This is a genomic window from Arthrobacter sp. NyZ413, from assembly GCF_049390645.1.
GTDB lineage: Bacteria > Actinomycetota > Actinomycetes > Actinomycetales > Micrococcaceae > Arthrobacter.
Map to the genome: position 1 here is coordinate 2,159,718 of NZ_CP155434.1, position 13,385 is coordinate 2,173,102.

Consider the following 13,385-nt stretch of genomic DNA (forward strand, 5'->3'; position numbering starts at 1 on the left):
GTTGACACGTTCCTTCCTCAAGGGTACTTTGAATCGTAACAATGAATCGTTTCAAAGTTTGAATCGATAGATGGATTTCGAGGTGGATGCCAAGGCAAGGACACTTGCGAAGCCGCAGAACCTGGAACTGCTTGCGGCGGCCCTGTCACCGGGTCGCCGCAAGCGAAACTCGCTGACTTTAGCCAAGAAGGACACACCATGAACAGTTTTGAGTCGGTTTTGGACCGTTTGGGGGATCTCGCGATTGAGGTTCCGTCCTGGGCCTACGGCAACTCGGGCACCCGCTTCAAGGTGTTCGGCACGCCGGGCACCCCGAGGACCATCCAGGAGAAGCTGGCCGATGCCGCGAAGGTCCATGAACTGACAGGGCTGGCGCCGACGGTGGCCTTGCATATTCCGTGGGACAAGGTAGATGACTACTCGGCGCTGCGTGAATACGCCGAGGGCCTGGGTGTTGGTTTGGGGACGATCAACTCCAACACCTTCCAGGACGATGAGTACAAGTTCGGTTCGCTGACCTCCTTGAACGAGTCGGTGCGCCGCCGCGCGATCGACCACCACCTGGAATGCATCGACATCATGCACGCCACCGGCTCCCGGGACCTGAAGATCTGGTTGGCGGACGGCACCAACTACCCGGGCCAGGACGACATGCGGGGCCGCCAGGATCGCCTTGCCGAGTCTTTGCAGGAGATCTACGCGGCCCTGGGCGAGGCGCAGCGCCTGGTCCTGGAGTACAAGTTCTTCGAGCCAGCTTTCTACCACACCGACGTTCCGGACTGGGGCACCTCCTATGCGCAGACACTCGCCCTGGGTGAGAAGGCGTTCGTGTGCCTGGATACCGGCCACCACGCCCCGGGGACGAACATCGAATTCATCGTGATGCAGTTGCTGCGCCTGGGCAAGCTCGGGTCCTTTGACTTCAACTCCCGCTTCTACGCCGATGACGATCTGATTGTCGGGGCGGCAGACCCGTTCCAGCTGTTCCGCATCATGCATGAGGTCATCCGCGGGGGCGGGTACGGGCCGGAGTCCGGCGTCGCTTTGATGCTGGACCAGTGCCACAACCTGGAGGAAAAGATCCCGGGCCAGATCCGCTCGGTGCTCAACGTGCAGGAAATGACGGCCCGCGCATTGCTCATCGACACCGAGGCGTTGGGGGAAGCCCAGCGGGCCGGGGATGTGCTGGCCGCGAACGCTGTGTTCAACGATGCGTTTTACACCGATGTCCGCCCGGCCCTGGCCGAATGGCGCGAATCCCGCGGCTTGCCCGCCGATCCGCTGGGTGCGTTCAAGGCCAGCGGGTACCAGAAGAAGATCAACGAGGACCGCGCAGGCGGCCGCCAAGCCGGATGGGGCGCATAAAACGTGAACACGACTGTTGAAGAGCTGATTGCCCGGTCCAACCGCCTGGGCGCGGAGAAGCGGAACACGAACTTCGCCGGCGGAAACACGTCCGCGAAGGGCGTCGAGAAGGACCCGGTCACCGGCCAGGACGCCGAACTCCTCTGGGTGAAGGGCTCCGGTGGCGACCTGGGCACGTTGACGGCGGCGAATCTCGCGGTGCTGCGCCTGGACCGTCTCCAAGCGCTCAAGGATGTTTACCCCGGCGTCGAGCGTGAGGATGAGATGGTGGCCGCGTTCGATTACTGCCTGCACGGCAAAGGCGGCGCCGCGCCGTCGATCGACACCGCCATGCACGGGCTGGTCGACGCCGCGCATGTTGACCACCTGCACCCGGACTCGGGCATCGCGATCGCCACCGCCGTGGACGGGGAAGCCCTGACCTCCAAGATCTTCGGCGAGAAGGTCGTCTGGGTTCCGTGGCGCCGTCCCGGTTTCCAGCTGGGACTGGACATTGCCGCGATCAAGGAAGCGAACCCGCAGGCCATCGGCACCATCCTGGGCGGCCACGGCATCACCGCGTGGGGCGCCACGAGCAAGGACGCAGAGACCAACTCGCTGTGGATCATCGACACCGCCGAAACCTACATCAAAGAGAACGGCAAGGCCGAACCCTTCGGCGCCAGACTTCCCGGCTATGCCGCCCTCCCATTGGACGAGCGCCGCGCGAAGGCCGCCGCGTTGGCGCCGGTGATCCGCGGCCTGGCGTCCACGGACAAACCGCACGTGGGGCACTTCAGCGACGACGAACGCGTCTTGGAGTTCCTCGAAGGCGCCGAGCACCCGCGCCTCGGGGCGCTGGGCACCTCGTGCCCGGACCACTTCCTGCGCACCAAGGTCAAGCCGCTCGTCCTGGACCTGCCCGCCGACGCCGGCGTCGAGGAGAGCATCGCACGCCTCAAGGAACTGCACGCCGCGTACCGCCAAGACTACCAAGCCTACTACGACCGCCACGCCGACGCCGATTCCCCGGCCCTGCGCGGCGCGGACCCGGCCATCGTCCTGGTCCCCGGCGTCGGGATGTTCTCCTACGGCAAGGACAAGCAGACCGCACGGGTCGCCGGGGAGTTCTACCTCAACGCGATCAACGTCATGCGCGGCGCCGAGGCCATCTCCGCCTACGCCCCGATCGAGGAATCCGAAAAGTTCCGCATCGAATACTGGGCCCTCGAGGAAGCCAAGCTCGCCCGGATGCCCAAGCCGAAGTCCCACGCCACGCGCATCGCTTTGGTAACCGGCGCGGCGTCGGGCATCGGCAAAGCGATCGCCACCCGCCTCGCCGCGGAAGGCGCCTGCGTGGTCATCGCCGACCTCAACCTGGACAATGCGCAGGCCGCCGCAGCCGAACTCGGCGGCGCGGACGTTGCCATCGGCGTCCAGGCGGACGTCACCGAGGAAGCCCAGATCGCCGCCGCCATCCAGGAAGCCGTGCTGGCCTTCGGCGGACTGGACCTGGTGGTGAACAACGCGGGCCTGTCCATCTCCAAGCCGCTGCTGGAAACCACGGGGAAGGACTGGGACTTGCAGCACAACGTCATGGCCAAGGGTTCGTTCCTGGTGTCCAAGGCCGCGGCCAAGGTCATGATCGAGCAGGGCATGGGCGGGGACATCGTCTACATCTCCTCCAAGAACTCCGTGTTCGCCGGCCCGAACAACATCGCCTACTCGGCCACCAAGGCAGACCAAGCGCACCAGGTGCGCCTCCTCGCCGCGGAACTGGGCGAGTACGGGATCCGGGTCAACGGCATCAACCCCGACGGGGTGGTCCGCGGGTCCGGGATCTTCGCCGGCGGCTGGGGCGCCAAGCGCGCCGCCGTGTACGGGGTCGAGGAGCAGGAACTGGGCAAGTACTACGCCCAGCGCACCCTGCTCAAGCGCGAAGTCCTGCCCGAACACGTAGCCAACGCCGCCGCCGTCCTGACCAGCAATGAACTCTCCCACACCACCGGCCTGCACATCCCGGTGGACGCCGGCGTCGCGGCAGCGTTCCTGCGATAGGCCGCACCGTGACCAACCCTGCACCAAGCAGCACCGCCCCGGCCACCACCGGGGCGGTGCCCTCACACCACCACACCAACCAGGTGTTCGCCGCCGTCGATATCGGCGCGTCCTCCGGACGGGTCATCCTCGGCCGCCCCACGGGCGGGACGGTGTCCCTGGAGACCGTGCACCGCTTCCCCAACGGGGTCACAGAGTCCGACGGCGGCCTGCACTGGGACTTCGACGCCCTCTTCGCGCAGGTCCTCACCGGCCTGACGGCTGCCGCTTCCGTGGCAGAAGCCACCGGCGAGTCCATTGCCAGCATCGGCATCGACACCTGGGCCGTGGACTACGGACTGGTCAACCAATCAGGGGAGCTGCTCGCCCAGCCCTTCAGCTACCGGGACGACCGCAGCCGGGCCGCGGTTGCCCCGGTCCACGCCAGGATCGATCAGTCCCGGCTTTACGCCACTACCGGGCTGCAGTTCCTGGCATTCAACACCATCTACCAGCTCGCCACCGAGAAAAACCTTCACGGCCTCCAGGCCCTGCTGATCCCGGACCTGATCGCGTTCCAGCTCACCGGACAGCGACGCACCGAGGCCACCAACGCCTCCACCACCGGCCTCTTCGATGCCGTGACGGGGGAGTGGGCCACCGGATTCCTGGACGTTCTGGGCCTGCCACGGGACCTCTTCCCGGCCCTGGTCCAACCCGGCGAAACCATCGGCACCCTGTTGCCCGGCATCGCGGCCCGCACCGGACTTCCGGCGGACACGAAGGTGGTCGCGGTCGGCTCGCACGACACCGCCTCGGCCGTTGCCGCGGTCCCGGCCACACAGGAGGGTTTTGCCTATATTTCTTCCGGGACCTGGTCCCTGGTCGGCGTCGAACTCGACCATCCCGTCCTTACCGAGGCCAGCCGCCAAGCGAACTTCACCAACGAACGCGGAGTCGACGCCACCACCCGGTACCTGCGCAACGTCGGCGGACTCTGGCTCCTCAGCGAATGCCAACGCATCTGGGCCGCCGAAGGTTACGCCCCACCGTTGCCCGGCCTGCTCGAAGCCGCCGCGGCCCTGCCTCCCGGCGGGCCGGTGATCAACGCCGACGACCCCGCCTTCACCGCCCCAGGCAACATGCCCCACCGCATCCGCGCAGCCGTCCGCAACACCGGCGACGTGCTCCCGGACCGCCCTGCCGCCGTCGTGCGCTGCATCATGGACAGCCTCGCCGCCGGCTACGCCCGCACCCTCGCCGACGCTGAACGGCTCACCGGGCGGTCCGTGAAAACCGTGCACATCGTCGGAGGAGGATCCCAAAACACCCTCCTCTGCCAACTCACCGCCAACGCCACCGGAAAAACAGTCATCGCGGGTCCTGTGGAAGCCACAGCCCTCGGCAACATCCTCGTCCAAGCCCGCACCGCCGGAACCATCACCGGCGGCCTGAACGAACTACGCCGCACCGCACGCGCGAGCACCCACGCCACGCATTACGAGCCACATCCCAGCCACGCCCTCCACGGAAACTGAACCTGCCTCTGCCTTGGCAGGTCGGCTTCCCTCCGATACCTGTCGTGCCGGAAACAGCCTCGATAGACTTAAAGGGCGCCGAAGCGACGCGAAGTGCTTGCAGGAAAGGCACGGCCATGACAGAGAACACCGGCGGCGACGAACCCATCGAAGAGGCGAACCACGGCACGCTTGAAGAACCCGAACTACGTGGAAGATACGTCGAAGGCGACTACGGAAAGACGGGAAGGGAACCGGGCAGGCACTCGGACGACGAAGAAGGGCAATATGGTGAGGGAGATTACGGCGCCGCTGGCAACCTAGGCGGGTTGCCCGAGCCGCTGGGTGACCAAGCCAAGGAATCCGGACGGTACGCACGAGCCGACCTCGGTGTTGCTGGATCGCTTCCCGGGCGCACGGCCGAATCCGAAATCGGCCGATACGCCGAAGGCGACTATGGTTCGGATGGAACCGTCGGACCGTTGCGGACGGCGGATGAACAACCTGCCCGCGGGACGGCGGACAGCGATGAAGAGCACGCCAGTAAAGAGCGCGATGAAGCGGACGGCGCCTGACGGCACTGGCCAGGAATAAGGTGCCGGCCAGGATTAGCTAGCCGGTCGCCGTCGTCTCGGTCCGGTGTGTACCGGCCCCGGCTTCCGATTGGCCATGGATGAATCTGACATCCTCGGCGGAAAGGCTGACTTGGCCGTGCTGGTCCGCATCGGGAGTTATTCCGGTTGCCCGATGGATGATTTCGGCTACGGTGCGCGGGAGAACCACGCATCCGGGGTTGTTTAGCAGCCACTGCTTCGTTTCGGGCGCAAGTTGGTCCCAGTGGTCCTTGATGTTCAGCTCCATGACGACGCCTCACTGAGTAGGTGCAGAGAAGAGTCCGGCGGGGGCCGGGTAATGTCGGTCGAAACCGATGCCGGAAGCGTAATTAGGATATGTGGCGTGCCTGGGAATTCACAGGCACGCCGTATGAGGCGTGGGTACCTTCAGCCGGACTTTTCCGTATGTTCATCCAACCGGGCGAGGAGGTCGCCCAAAGCCTCGCGGATGTCGTCGTGGTCGTACTGGCCGGCCCGGCTTTCACCCGAGATCACGGCGCAACGATGAACCTTCTTGAAGTCTCCATAAGGGAACTTGTAGCGGCCCTTCTGACCCTCCGGATGATCGTCATCAACACCGAGGAACCATTTCGAGTATTCCGAGCTGCCGTTCTTGTCCAGGAACTTGTTTTGCTCGTCGGTTGATGGGGCGTGCTCGCTCCAATCATCGCGGGTGTCCGCGACCACCTTGTTGTCCCTGATGAGCCGCTTCGCATGCTGCAACGCTTTCTCGTTCAGTTTCACGGCCATGGTTATTCGACCTCCAGAGCCACGCGACCATATCGGTACTTCCAGCCTAGGTCAGTTGCTTGCGGTGTGGAACCGCTAGCCGACATAGTCCTCCGGCTCTTGTGGCGGCTGGGTCGTGGTGCGCCCGCTTGTGCGAACCACTCGGATTTTCGTGGCCTGCGGCTCTGACTGTTCCGGAAGTTCGATGCGGATATCGAGCACCCCGTCTTCGTACGTCGCCGCGATGCTGTCCTGGTTCACGCCGCGTGGCAACGGAATGCTCCGTGAGCGTTTGCCATAGCGGAATTCGCTGCGGTACCCCATTTGGCCCGCGCGCTCGGTGTTTTCCTCCCGCCAGGCCTGGACGTGGAGGGTGTCGTCCGTGACGCTGATGTCCACATCCGATTCCGGGTCGATTCCCGGCAGTTCCACCCGGATGACCAAGGTGTTTCCTTCTTGGTATTGCTCCACGCGAAGTGACCCATCGCTTTCGCCTTGGAGGAAGCGCCGGACAGGCTCCGGAACTTCAATTCCACTATGGCGGAGAAAGTTGTCCATGATGATCTCCTGATGTGTGCCGACTTGCGACCGGATCCGGACGAGGGCCGGAACCGGCCATTCCCATGGAAGAAAAACTACCCTTCCCGTCGTGCACTGGGTAGCCCCAGGGGCTGCTTGACGCCCGATTTGCGGCGCCGGAAACTGGGGGTAGGAGGCGGGCCGTGGAAACCCTAGCGTGGATACTCGTACTGCTCATCCCCTCGCTGGGATTCCTTGTTTTCCTGGTGGTCGTGAACATCCGGATGTCCCGTCGGAGGAAATCCTTGGGCTTGCCACCCCTGGGATTGACGCCGATCCGGTCCAAGACCCGTCACCGGAAGCATCACCGCTACGTGATAATCCATCGACACGGGCACTGACCCACAGTCAGTTCTGGTGGAAATCGGGTGCCTTGGGCGCGTCGAGTGCGCCGGCAACTTTCTCCTCAAGGGCGGCCACAGTGGTTTCCGGCAGCACAATGAGCCCGTCCAGTTCGCGCCGGGCACGCTTATACGCTGTCTGCCGCTCCGCCGGCGTGGCAGCCGAGTCGGAAGCGATCCTGAGCAGCTTCCGGGCCGTCGCCAGCCGCTGCCGTTCGGGCTCCGAAAAGTTGCCGTCCTTGATGCGTTTGGCTTCCCGTTCAGCCACGTCGAAAGCCAGTTCGAAGTTGCGCACTGCCGCGCGGTACTCGGCGAGCCGGGCCGCCGTCGTGATTTCTCCCGGGGCAGCCGGACGCAAGCCATCTGCTTCGCGCTTGGCGCGCAGGAAGTCCACGGTGAGCGGCTCCCGCACGTCCGACATCACCGGGAAGTCAATCAGTTTCCCGACGTCAAGCTCGTAAGAGAGCCACCGCTGGTTCACTGCGTCGTGAGCCTCCCGCAACCTGAGCACTTCGGATTGGCTCGCTTGCTCTGCCTGGGCCGCCTGGTTCTTGAGCCGGTATAGCTCCACCCGACGGCGGTGCCGCCGTTCGCTGGCGCGTGACCACGAGCGGGCCCAGCCGCCGGCCAATCCGCTCAGGGGAAAGATCAACCACCAATTGTGGCTGACAAAATCGAAAAAGGGCTGCACGGACTCATCGTCCCACCGGTCCGTACCGTGCCTCAAGGTCGGGGCATGCTTGGCAGATCATTGCCCATTTCCATCGACACGCATCCGGGGCAGGAATAGCCTTAAGCCGTCCCTTTTTGATCGACGAGGACTAGCGAAGAAGGTGTCCACACATGGGTGCTGAGGAAAACGTCGAACTGGTTCGGCGCGGGTACGAAGCGTTCAATTCAGGGGATTTGGCGACACTCAGCGAGCTATTCGCGGAGGACGCAGTTTGGTACGTCGCCGGCAGCGGCGTACTTTCCGGGACCAAACAGGGCCGCGACGCCATATTGGCCTACTTCGGCGAATTGGCAACACGCTCCCAAGGGTCCTTCAAAGCGACGGTCCACGACGTCGTCGGTGGAGAAGACCACACCATCGCAATTCAGCAAACCCACGCTGAAGCCAACGGGAAGACCCTGGATCTGGGAACCGCCATTTCCTTCGTCCTCCGCGAGGGAAAGGTTGTTGAAGGAAAGGAATTCTTCGAAGACACCGCTATAGCGGACAGCTTCTGGACCTGAGCAGTCCGTGGAGGAATACAAACACCCGCACTATTTTTGATCACCCGCGTTATCTATAAGGAGCAGACATGGAAGGGACCCCATACGGAGTGGTCCACTTTTTCCCGGGAGGCACAAAGGAGCAATACGAAGCCTCTATCGCCGCTGTTCACCCCGGCGAGGGACTCTTGCCCGAGGGCCAGACATTCCACGCTGCCGGACCTTCGGCCGGCGGTTGGACCATCATGGCCGTCCATGAGTCCAAGGACAGCTGGGAGAAATTCCGCAACGACATCCTGATGCCGCGCATGCAGGCCGGCATCGAAGGTGGTTTCGAAGCGCCTCCGGAAGAAACCGTCATCGACCTCTACAAAGTCCTCACCCTGACAATGGCGTGATGGGCTGAAAAGCCGGGAGGCCGCCGTCTTAACCGGCCGGCGGCCTCCCCTCAACAACAACGGAAAGGCAACGGCGGATGACAGCCAAAGTCAACTACTTCGAAATCGGTTCCTCCGATCCCGGGGCCGTAAGGGGCTTCTACGGGCCCCTTTTCGATTGGAGCTTCGGCGAGTCCTCGCCCGCCGGTTACCAGATGGTCGACGGCGACAAAGGGGGCCTGTGGGACACCGCGTCGATGGGTGGAACTTCGTGGGCGATTTTCTACGTCCAAGTCGACGATGTGAACGCCGCGATCGCCAAGGCCGAGTCGCTCGGTGCACGGGTCGCACTTCCGTATGTGGACAACGGCGCGATCGAGTTTGCGCATCTTCTCGATCCCCAAGGCAACAGGTTCGGTGTGTGGCGACCCAAGCAGGCTGAGTAGGACCACGGCGGAAGACGGCCCCTGCGGCCGTGAACGAAAGGAATTGGCACATTGACACTCGACACACTGCCCGTACTTGATTTCTCGCGCCTGAAGGCCGGAGCGGAAGAGGCCGCCCGGTTCCGTGACGAGCTGCGCGACGCCATGCACGAAGTCGGTTTTCTCTACCTGGCGGGCCACGGTATCCCGCAGGAACTGACGGACTCGATGCTTGAGGTCTCGCGACGCTTTTTCGACTTGCCCGAAGAGGAGAAACTCGCTGTAGAGAACGTCCGAAGCCCGCAATTCCGCGGCTACACGAGGGTCGGCGGGGAACTCACGGACGGCGCGATTGACTGGCGCGAACAAATCGATGTCGGCGTCGAGCGTGAAGCTGTGCCAACCGGGCCGGGAGTGGCCGACTACTGGCGGCTGGAGGGACCGAATCTGTGGCCCGGCTCACTGCCGGAAATGCGCGGGATCGTCTCGGAATGGATGGAACGCCTGAGTGCCGTCTCGCTCGAGCTCCTCAGGGCCCTCGCACTTTCCCTCGGGGCGCCCGAGGACACGTTTGACGCTGCCTTCGCCGCGCGCGCCTTCCCGGTTCTCAAGATCGTGCGTTATCCAGGGGAATCCAACCCCGAACCAAAACAGGGAGTGGGTTCACACCGCGACGGCGGTGTCCTGACACTGTTGCTCGTCGAGCCCGGGAAGGGCGGCCTCCAAGTCGAGTACGAGGGACAGTGGATCGACGCTCCGCAAGTCCCGGGAACCTTCGTGGTCAACATTGGCGAAATGCTGGAGCTCGCCACGAACGGCTATCTCAAGGCGACCCTCCACCGGGTGATCTCCCCACTTCGAGGGACAGACCGGATTTCAATCCCCTTCTTCTACAACCCCGCGCTCGACGCAACAATGCCCCAACTGGCCGTCAGCGAAGAGTTTCAGTCCAAGGCCCGCGGATTGTCGGTGGATCCGACCAACAGCCCTATCCTCGAGACCTACGGCGACAATGCACTTCGCTACCGCATCCGGGCGCACCCGAACGTCGTAGAGGAGCATCACTCGGATCTCGTTGGCTAGGGGCCTTGATCCGGCTGGCGCGGGCGGTCAGCACCAGCCGCGCATCAGCGGCTGACCGGTTCGTGGTGTGCCAGGAGGCCCAGTTCGTCGCGGCGCGGCAGGCCTTCCCAGTCGCCGGGGACCAGGCACACGAACGCTCCGGACTTCGCGGCTGTCAGCAAGCGCTCCACGGGCCCGAGTCCGGCCACGAACTCGGCGAGGTACCCCGCAACGAACGCATCCCCCGCGCCCACCGTGTCGATGGCTTCGATGGGGTGGGCTTCCTGCAGGTAGAGATTCCCGTCGATAAGCGCAAGCGCCCCGTCCGCGCCGAGTTTGATGACTACTTGCCGTGGACCCATGGCAGCGATGCGCCGTGCTGCCTCTTCTGCGTCGCTGGCTGTCCCGACGGCGATTTCAGCTTCTTCAAGTCCGGCGAACACAATGTCCGCGAGCGGGATGATCTCCCGGTAGGCGCTCCCGGCGGTGCCGGCGTCCCAGAGTTTGCTCCGGTAGTTCAGGTCGAAGGAGACGGGAATCCCGGACTCCCGTGCGACGGCCACGGCATCCTTCAATGCCGCAGCCGCCTGCGAAGAGAGAGCCGGCGTGATGCCGCTGGTGTGCAGCAACGCCGCGTCGGCAACCAGCCGCGGGTCAACGTCGTCGGGGGCAAGCCGTGAGCCCGCACTACCGGAACGGTAATACGCAACCTTTTGGGCAGTAGGCGTGCGGCGCTCCTTGATCATCAACCCGGTGGGAGCCTCGGGATCCACTGTGGCGCGGACATCAACGCCCTCGGCCCGGATTTCCCGTTCGACCAACCGGCCGAGCGAGTCGGCTCCGATCCGTCCGCACCAGACGGCCTGGACGCCGAGGCGTTGAAGTCCGATTGCCACGTTGGATTCGGATCCTCCGATCCCGACGCTCATGGTGGCGGCGTGGGCAAGCGGTCCGGCTTGGTTTGCAGCCATGAGCGCCATGGTTTCCCCGAAAGTGACAACGTAGGGCTCGGCGCTCATCATTCGCCTCGCGCTTCCTCGACAAGGCTCCGGACGCGGTGTGCGCGGGCGGTCAGGTCCCGCAGGTCCCCGCCCTTGAAGGCATCCCCGAGGAGCGGACCGCCAAGGCTGACTGCCAGGGCTCCGGCTCGGATCCAGGCCGGAACATCCTCGACGTCGATGCCGCCGGACGGCACCACCTGGAGTTCCGGAAACGGTCCGCGAAGCTGGTTGATGTAGCCGGGTCCCACGGTCGAAGCGGGGAAGAGCTTGACCGCCGTCGCTCCCGCTGCCCATCCGGCGTTCAGTTCCGTCGGCGTCAATCCGCCCGGGAAGACGGGAACCGCGCGTTCGGCGCAGAGTTCCACGATCTCCGGAACCATGACGGGGGTGACGATGTACGAGGCCCCGAGATCGAGGGCAGTGCCGGCTTCCGCGGCCGTAGTCACGGTCCCGACGCCGATCTCCACCTCGTCGCCGAACCGGTCGAGGAGGCGGGGCAGCTCATCCCATACTCCCGGTGTGCTCAGCGTCAATTCGGCGCTGAGCACACCGCCCTCGCAGAGCGCGCCGATGACAGGCGCGTAGTGCTTGGCGTGCAGCGCCCTCAACACTGCGACCACGCCCGTGGTGCGGAGGATCGTGCTGGGAGCGGGCCGTGCCGGCGCGCACCGTGCGGCGGGCTGCGTGGCGGGCGATTCCCGCAAGTTGGTCTGGGACATGGGGTTCCTTCGGGTTACTTGGTGTCGACTACGGACAGTTCGCCGTCGGCTACTTCAGTGGCCGGAAAAGGATCGTGGCTGGCATCCTGCGGAGCGGTGAGGTCTCGGTTGAGGGTTTCGGGGCTCATGCGCGTGGCGACGAAGCTGATGAGCATTGTCGCCGACATGTAGATGGCCACCGGAATCCAGGAGTTGCTGAACGCGCCCAGCAGCGCCGCGCAGATCATCGGTGCGATACCGCCGCCAATGATGGAGGAGAACTCGCGGCCGAGAGTGACGCCGGCGTACCGGTAGCGGCTCCCGAAGACTTCGGGGAAGTAGCTCATGTGCACGCCGACGACGCCTTGGCATGCCAGGACGAAGCCGACCACAATCACCAGGATGATGGCGACCGGCGAGCCGGTGGTCAGCAACAGGAACGCCGGGGCGGGGAAAAGGACCAGTACACCGGTAATGAGGGAGACGACGCGCCGGCGGCCGATCTTGTCCGAGAGGACTCCGAACGAGACGGCGGCCACGCCGCCGCACAGGGAACCGATGAGGAGGACCGGAGGGATGAACTTCGGATCGGTGCCGACAACTGTGATGAGGTAGGACGCCATGAACACCTGGATCGTGTAGGACTGGGTGCTGACGCCGAGGTTCATCAGGATGACCCGCAGCACGTTCGCCTTGCCGTGTTTCGCTACTTCCTTCAGCGGTGCCGGGGGTTCCGTGTGGGCCTGCTTGATCTCTTCGAATACGGGGGATTCGTCCAGCTTGCGCCGGATGACGAGGGCCGCGATCGTGACGAAAATGCTGGAAAGGAAGACCAGCCTCCAGCCCCACGTCAGCATGTCATTCGGTGCGAGGGACTGGGCAGCGATCCAGACGAGCGCTCCCAACGCCGTGCCAGCCGCTGCGCCGACCATGATCAGCGAAGCAAGCTTGCCGCGCGTCCCGGGAGCAGCCGATTCGGTGAGCAGGGTCGCGCCGCCTGACTGTTCGGCGCCGGCACCGAAGCCTTGCGCGGCCCGGCAAAGGCACAACAGGACCGGGGCAAAGAGGCCGATCTGCCCGAAGGTCGGCAGCAATCCGATCGCAAGGGTCGCACCGCCCATGAGGAGGAGGGTGACAACAAGAACCCATTTGCGGCCGAGCCGGTCACCGAAATGCGAGAAGAATATGCCGCCAAGGGGACGGAACAGGAATCCGACGGCGAAAGTCGTGAAGCTCGCCAGGAGGGCTGCGGCAGGGGAAACGTTGGGGAAGAACAGCTTGCTGAAGACCAGCGCCGAAGCCGTTCCGTAGATGACGAAATCGTAGAGTTCCAGCGTGGTGCCGATGAGGCCCGCGACGGCGGCCTTCCGGACTTTGCCCTGATCCACCGGGGCGGGAGGCAGGTTTGCTGCAGAGGTCATGTCCATACTCCTTTGAATGGATGTC

At 64.3% G+C, this 13,385-nt stretch carries 16 protein-coding genes; 9 read left to right on the forward strand and 7 right to left on the reverse strand.

Annotated elements, in window-relative coordinates:
* Positions 1-70: 70 nt before the first annotated feature.
* The 5 genes from ABCW42_RS10085 (at position 71) to ABCW42_RS10105 (ending at position 5,473) form a co-directional block, all read left to right on the forward strand.
* On the forward strand, positions 71-202 hold the full coding sequence (locus ABCW42_RS10085) for a hypothetical protein (RefSeq protein WP_423184705.1): 132 nt from the start codon (positions 71-73) through the stop codon (positions 200-202).
* Positions 199-1,365, forward strand: a complete 1,167-nt coding sequence (rhaI, locus tag ABCW42_RS10090) for an L-rhamnose isomerase (RefSeq protein WP_423184706.1) — start codon at positions 199-201, stop codon at positions 1,363-1,365. Before ABCW42_RS10085 ends, rhaI begins: the two co-directional genes overlap by 4 nt.
* A gap of 3 nt (positions 1,366-1,368) precedes the next feature.
* The gene (locus ABCW42_RS10095) at positions 1,369-3,402 is read left to right on the forward strand and encodes a bifunctional aldolase/short-chain dehydrogenase (RefSeq protein ID WP_423184707.1); all 2,034 of its coding nucleotides are present in this window, start codon (positions 1,369-1,371) and stop codon (positions 3,400-3,402) included.
* Positions 3,403-3,458: 56 nt separating this feature from the next.
* A complete protein-coding gene (locus ABCW42_RS10100; RefSeq protein WP_423184856.1) occupies positions 3,459-4,919 on the forward strand; it encodes a rhamnulokinase in 1,461 nt (486 codons plus the stop codon).
* 116 nt (positions 4,920-5,035) lie between these two features.
* A complete protein-coding gene (locus ABCW42_RS10105; protein ID WP_423184708.1) occupies positions 5,036-5,473 on the forward strand; it encodes a hypothetical protein in 438 nt (145 codons plus the stop codon).
* A gap of 37 nt (positions 5,474-5,510) precedes the next feature.
* Here the strand turns inward: ABCW42_RS10105 and ABCW42_RS10110 are convergent, their stop codons facing one another.
* The 4 genes from ABCW42_RS10110 to ABCW42_RS10125 form a co-directional block, all read right to left on the reverse strand.
* Entirely contained in the window at positions 5,511-5,759 is a 249-nt protein-coding gene (locus tag ABCW42_RS10110; protein ID WP_423184709.1) for a hypothetical protein, read from the reverse strand.
* Between the two features lie 140 nt (positions 5,760-5,899).
* Positions 5,900-6,262, reverse strand: coding sequence for a hypothetical protein (locus ABCW42_RS10115; protein ID WP_423184710.1), 363 nt, complete (start codon positions 6,260-6,262; stop codon positions 5,900-5,902).
* Between the two features lie 75 nt (positions 6,263-6,337).
* Positions 6,338-6,799 carry an Hsp20/alpha crystallin family protein gene (locus ABCW42_RS10120; RefSeq protein ID WP_423184711.1) on the reverse strand — a complete coding sequence of 154 codons (462 nt, stop codon included), beginning with the start codon at positions 6,797-6,799 and terminating at the stop codon, positions 6,338-6,340.
* Positions 6,800-7,168: 369 nt separating this feature from the next.
* Positions 7,169-7,852, reverse strand: coding sequence for a hypothetical protein (locus ABCW42_RS10125; RefSeq protein WP_423184712.1), 684 nt, complete (start codon positions 7,850-7,852; stop codon positions 7,169-7,171).
* Positions 7,853-8,004: 152 nt separating this feature from the next.
* Here ABCW42_RS10125 and ABCW42_RS10130 point away from each other — a divergent pair, with 152 nt between their 5' ends.
* The 4 genes from ABCW42_RS10130 to ABCW42_RS10145 all read left to right on the forward strand — a co-directional run bounded on the left by ABCW42_RS10130 (position 8,005) and on the right by ABCW42_RS10145 (position 10,261).
* Entirely contained in the window at positions 8,005-8,397 is a 393-nt protein-coding gene (locus ABCW42_RS10130) for a nuclear transport factor 2 family protein (RefSeq protein ID WP_423184713.1), read from the forward strand.
* 68 nt (positions 8,398-8,465) lie between these two features.
* On the forward strand, positions 8,466-8,774 hold the full coding sequence (locus tag ABCW42_RS10135) for a hypothetical protein (protein WP_133204259.1): 309 nt from the start codon (positions 8,466-8,468) through the stop codon (positions 8,772-8,774).
* A 77-nt stretch (positions 8,775-8,851) separates the two neighbouring features.
* Positions 8,852-9,199: a VOC family protein gene (locus ABCW42_RS10140; RefSeq protein ID WP_423184714.1), complete on the forward strand. Its 348-nt coding sequence runs from the start codon at positions 8,852-8,854 to the stop codon at positions 9,197-9,199.
* A 51-nt stretch (positions 9,200-9,250) separates the two neighbouring features.
* Positions 9,251-10,261 carry an isopenicillin N synthase family dioxygenase gene (locus ABCW42_RS10145; RefSeq protein WP_423184715.1) on the forward strand — a complete coding sequence of 337 codons (1,011 nt, stop codon included), beginning with the start codon at positions 9,251-9,253 and terminating at the stop codon, positions 10,259-10,261.
* Positions 10,262-10,305: 44 nt separating this feature from the next.
* On the opposite strand, the gene ABCW42_RS10150 is transcribed toward ABCW42_RS10145, so the two are convergent.
* Genes ABCW42_RS10150 through ABCW42_RS10160 form a run of 3 tightly spaced genes read right to left on the reverse strand, consistent with a single transcriptional unit; the run spans position 10,306 to position 13,360 of the window.
* On the reverse strand, positions 10,306-11,262 hold the full coding sequence (locus ABCW42_RS10150; RefSeq protein ID WP_423184716.1) for a sugar kinase: 957 nt from the start codon (positions 11,260-11,262) through the stop codon (positions 10,306-10,308).
* The gene (locus ABCW42_RS10155) at positions 11,259-11,960 is read right to left on the reverse strand and encodes a bifunctional 4-hydroxy-2-oxoglutarate aldolase/2-dehydro-3-deoxy-phosphogluconate aldolase (RefSeq protein ID WP_423184717.1); all 702 of its coding nucleotides are present in this window, start codon (positions 11,958-11,960) and stop codon (positions 11,259-11,261) included. The genes ABCW42_RS10150 and ABCW42_RS10155 overlap by 4 nt, the downstream gene beginning before the upstream one ends.
* 14 nt (positions 11,961-11,974) lie before the next feature.
* Positions 11,975-13,360: an MFS transporter gene (locus ABCW42_RS10160; protein ID WP_423184718.1), complete on the reverse strand. Its 1,386-nt coding sequence runs from the start codon at positions 13,358-13,360 to the stop codon at positions 11,975-11,977.
* Positions 13,361-13,385: the final 25 nt, after the last annotated feature.

What these genes read in the sequence shown, in the direction of transcription:
- ABCW42_RS10085 (WP_423184705.1), top strand. Translation starts at nt 71, where the DNA reads ATGGATTTCGAGGTGGATGCCAAGGCAAGGACACTTGCGAAGCCGCAG.
- rhaI (WP_423184706.1), top strand. Translation starts at nt 199, where the DNA reads ATGAACAGTTTTGAGTCGGTTTTGGACCGTTTGGGGGATCTCGCGATT.
- ABCW42_RS10105 (WP_423184708.1), top strand. Translation starts at nt 5,036, where the DNA reads ATGACAGAGAACACCGGCGGCGACGAACCCATCGAAGAGGCGAACCAC.
- ABCW42_RS10110 (WP_423184709.1), bottom strand. Translation starts at nt 5,759, where the DNA reads ATGGAGCTGAACATCAAGGACCACTGGGACCAACTTGCGCCCGAAACG.
- ABCW42_RS10115 (WP_423184710.1), bottom strand. Translation starts at nt 6,262, where the DNA reads ATGGCCGTGAAACTGAACGAGAAAGCGTTGCAGCATGCGAAGCGGCTC.
- ABCW42_RS10120 (WP_423184711.1), bottom strand. Translation starts at nt 6,799, where the DNA reads ATGGACAACTTTCTCCGCCATAGTGGAATTGAAGTTCCGGAGCCTGTC.
- ABCW42_RS10130 (WP_423184713.1), top strand. Translation starts at nt 8,005, where the DNA reads ATGGGTGCTGAGGAAAACGTCGAACTGGTTCGGCGCGGGTACGAAGCG.
- ABCW42_RS10135 (WP_133204259.1), top strand. Translation starts at nt 8,466, where the DNA reads ATGGAAGGGACCCCATACGGAGTGGTCCACTTTTTCCCGGGAGGCACA.
- ABCW42_RS10140 (WP_423184714.1), top strand. Translation starts at nt 8,852, where the DNA reads ATGACAGCCAAAGTCAACTACTTCGAAATCGGTTCCTCCGATCCCGGG.
- ABCW42_RS10150 (WP_423184716.1), bottom strand. Translation starts at nt 11,262, where the DNA reads ATGATGAGCGCCGAGCCCTACGTTGTCACTTTCGGGGAAACCATGGCG.
- ABCW42_RS10155 (WP_423184717.1), bottom strand. Translation starts at nt 11,960, where the DNA reads ATGTCCCAGACCAACTTGCGGGAATCGCCCGCCACGCAGCCCGCCGCA.
- ABCW42_RS10160 (WP_423184718.1), bottom strand. Translation starts at nt 13,360, where the DNA reads ATGACCTCTGCAGCAAACCTGCCTCCCGCCCCGGTGGATCAGGGCAAA.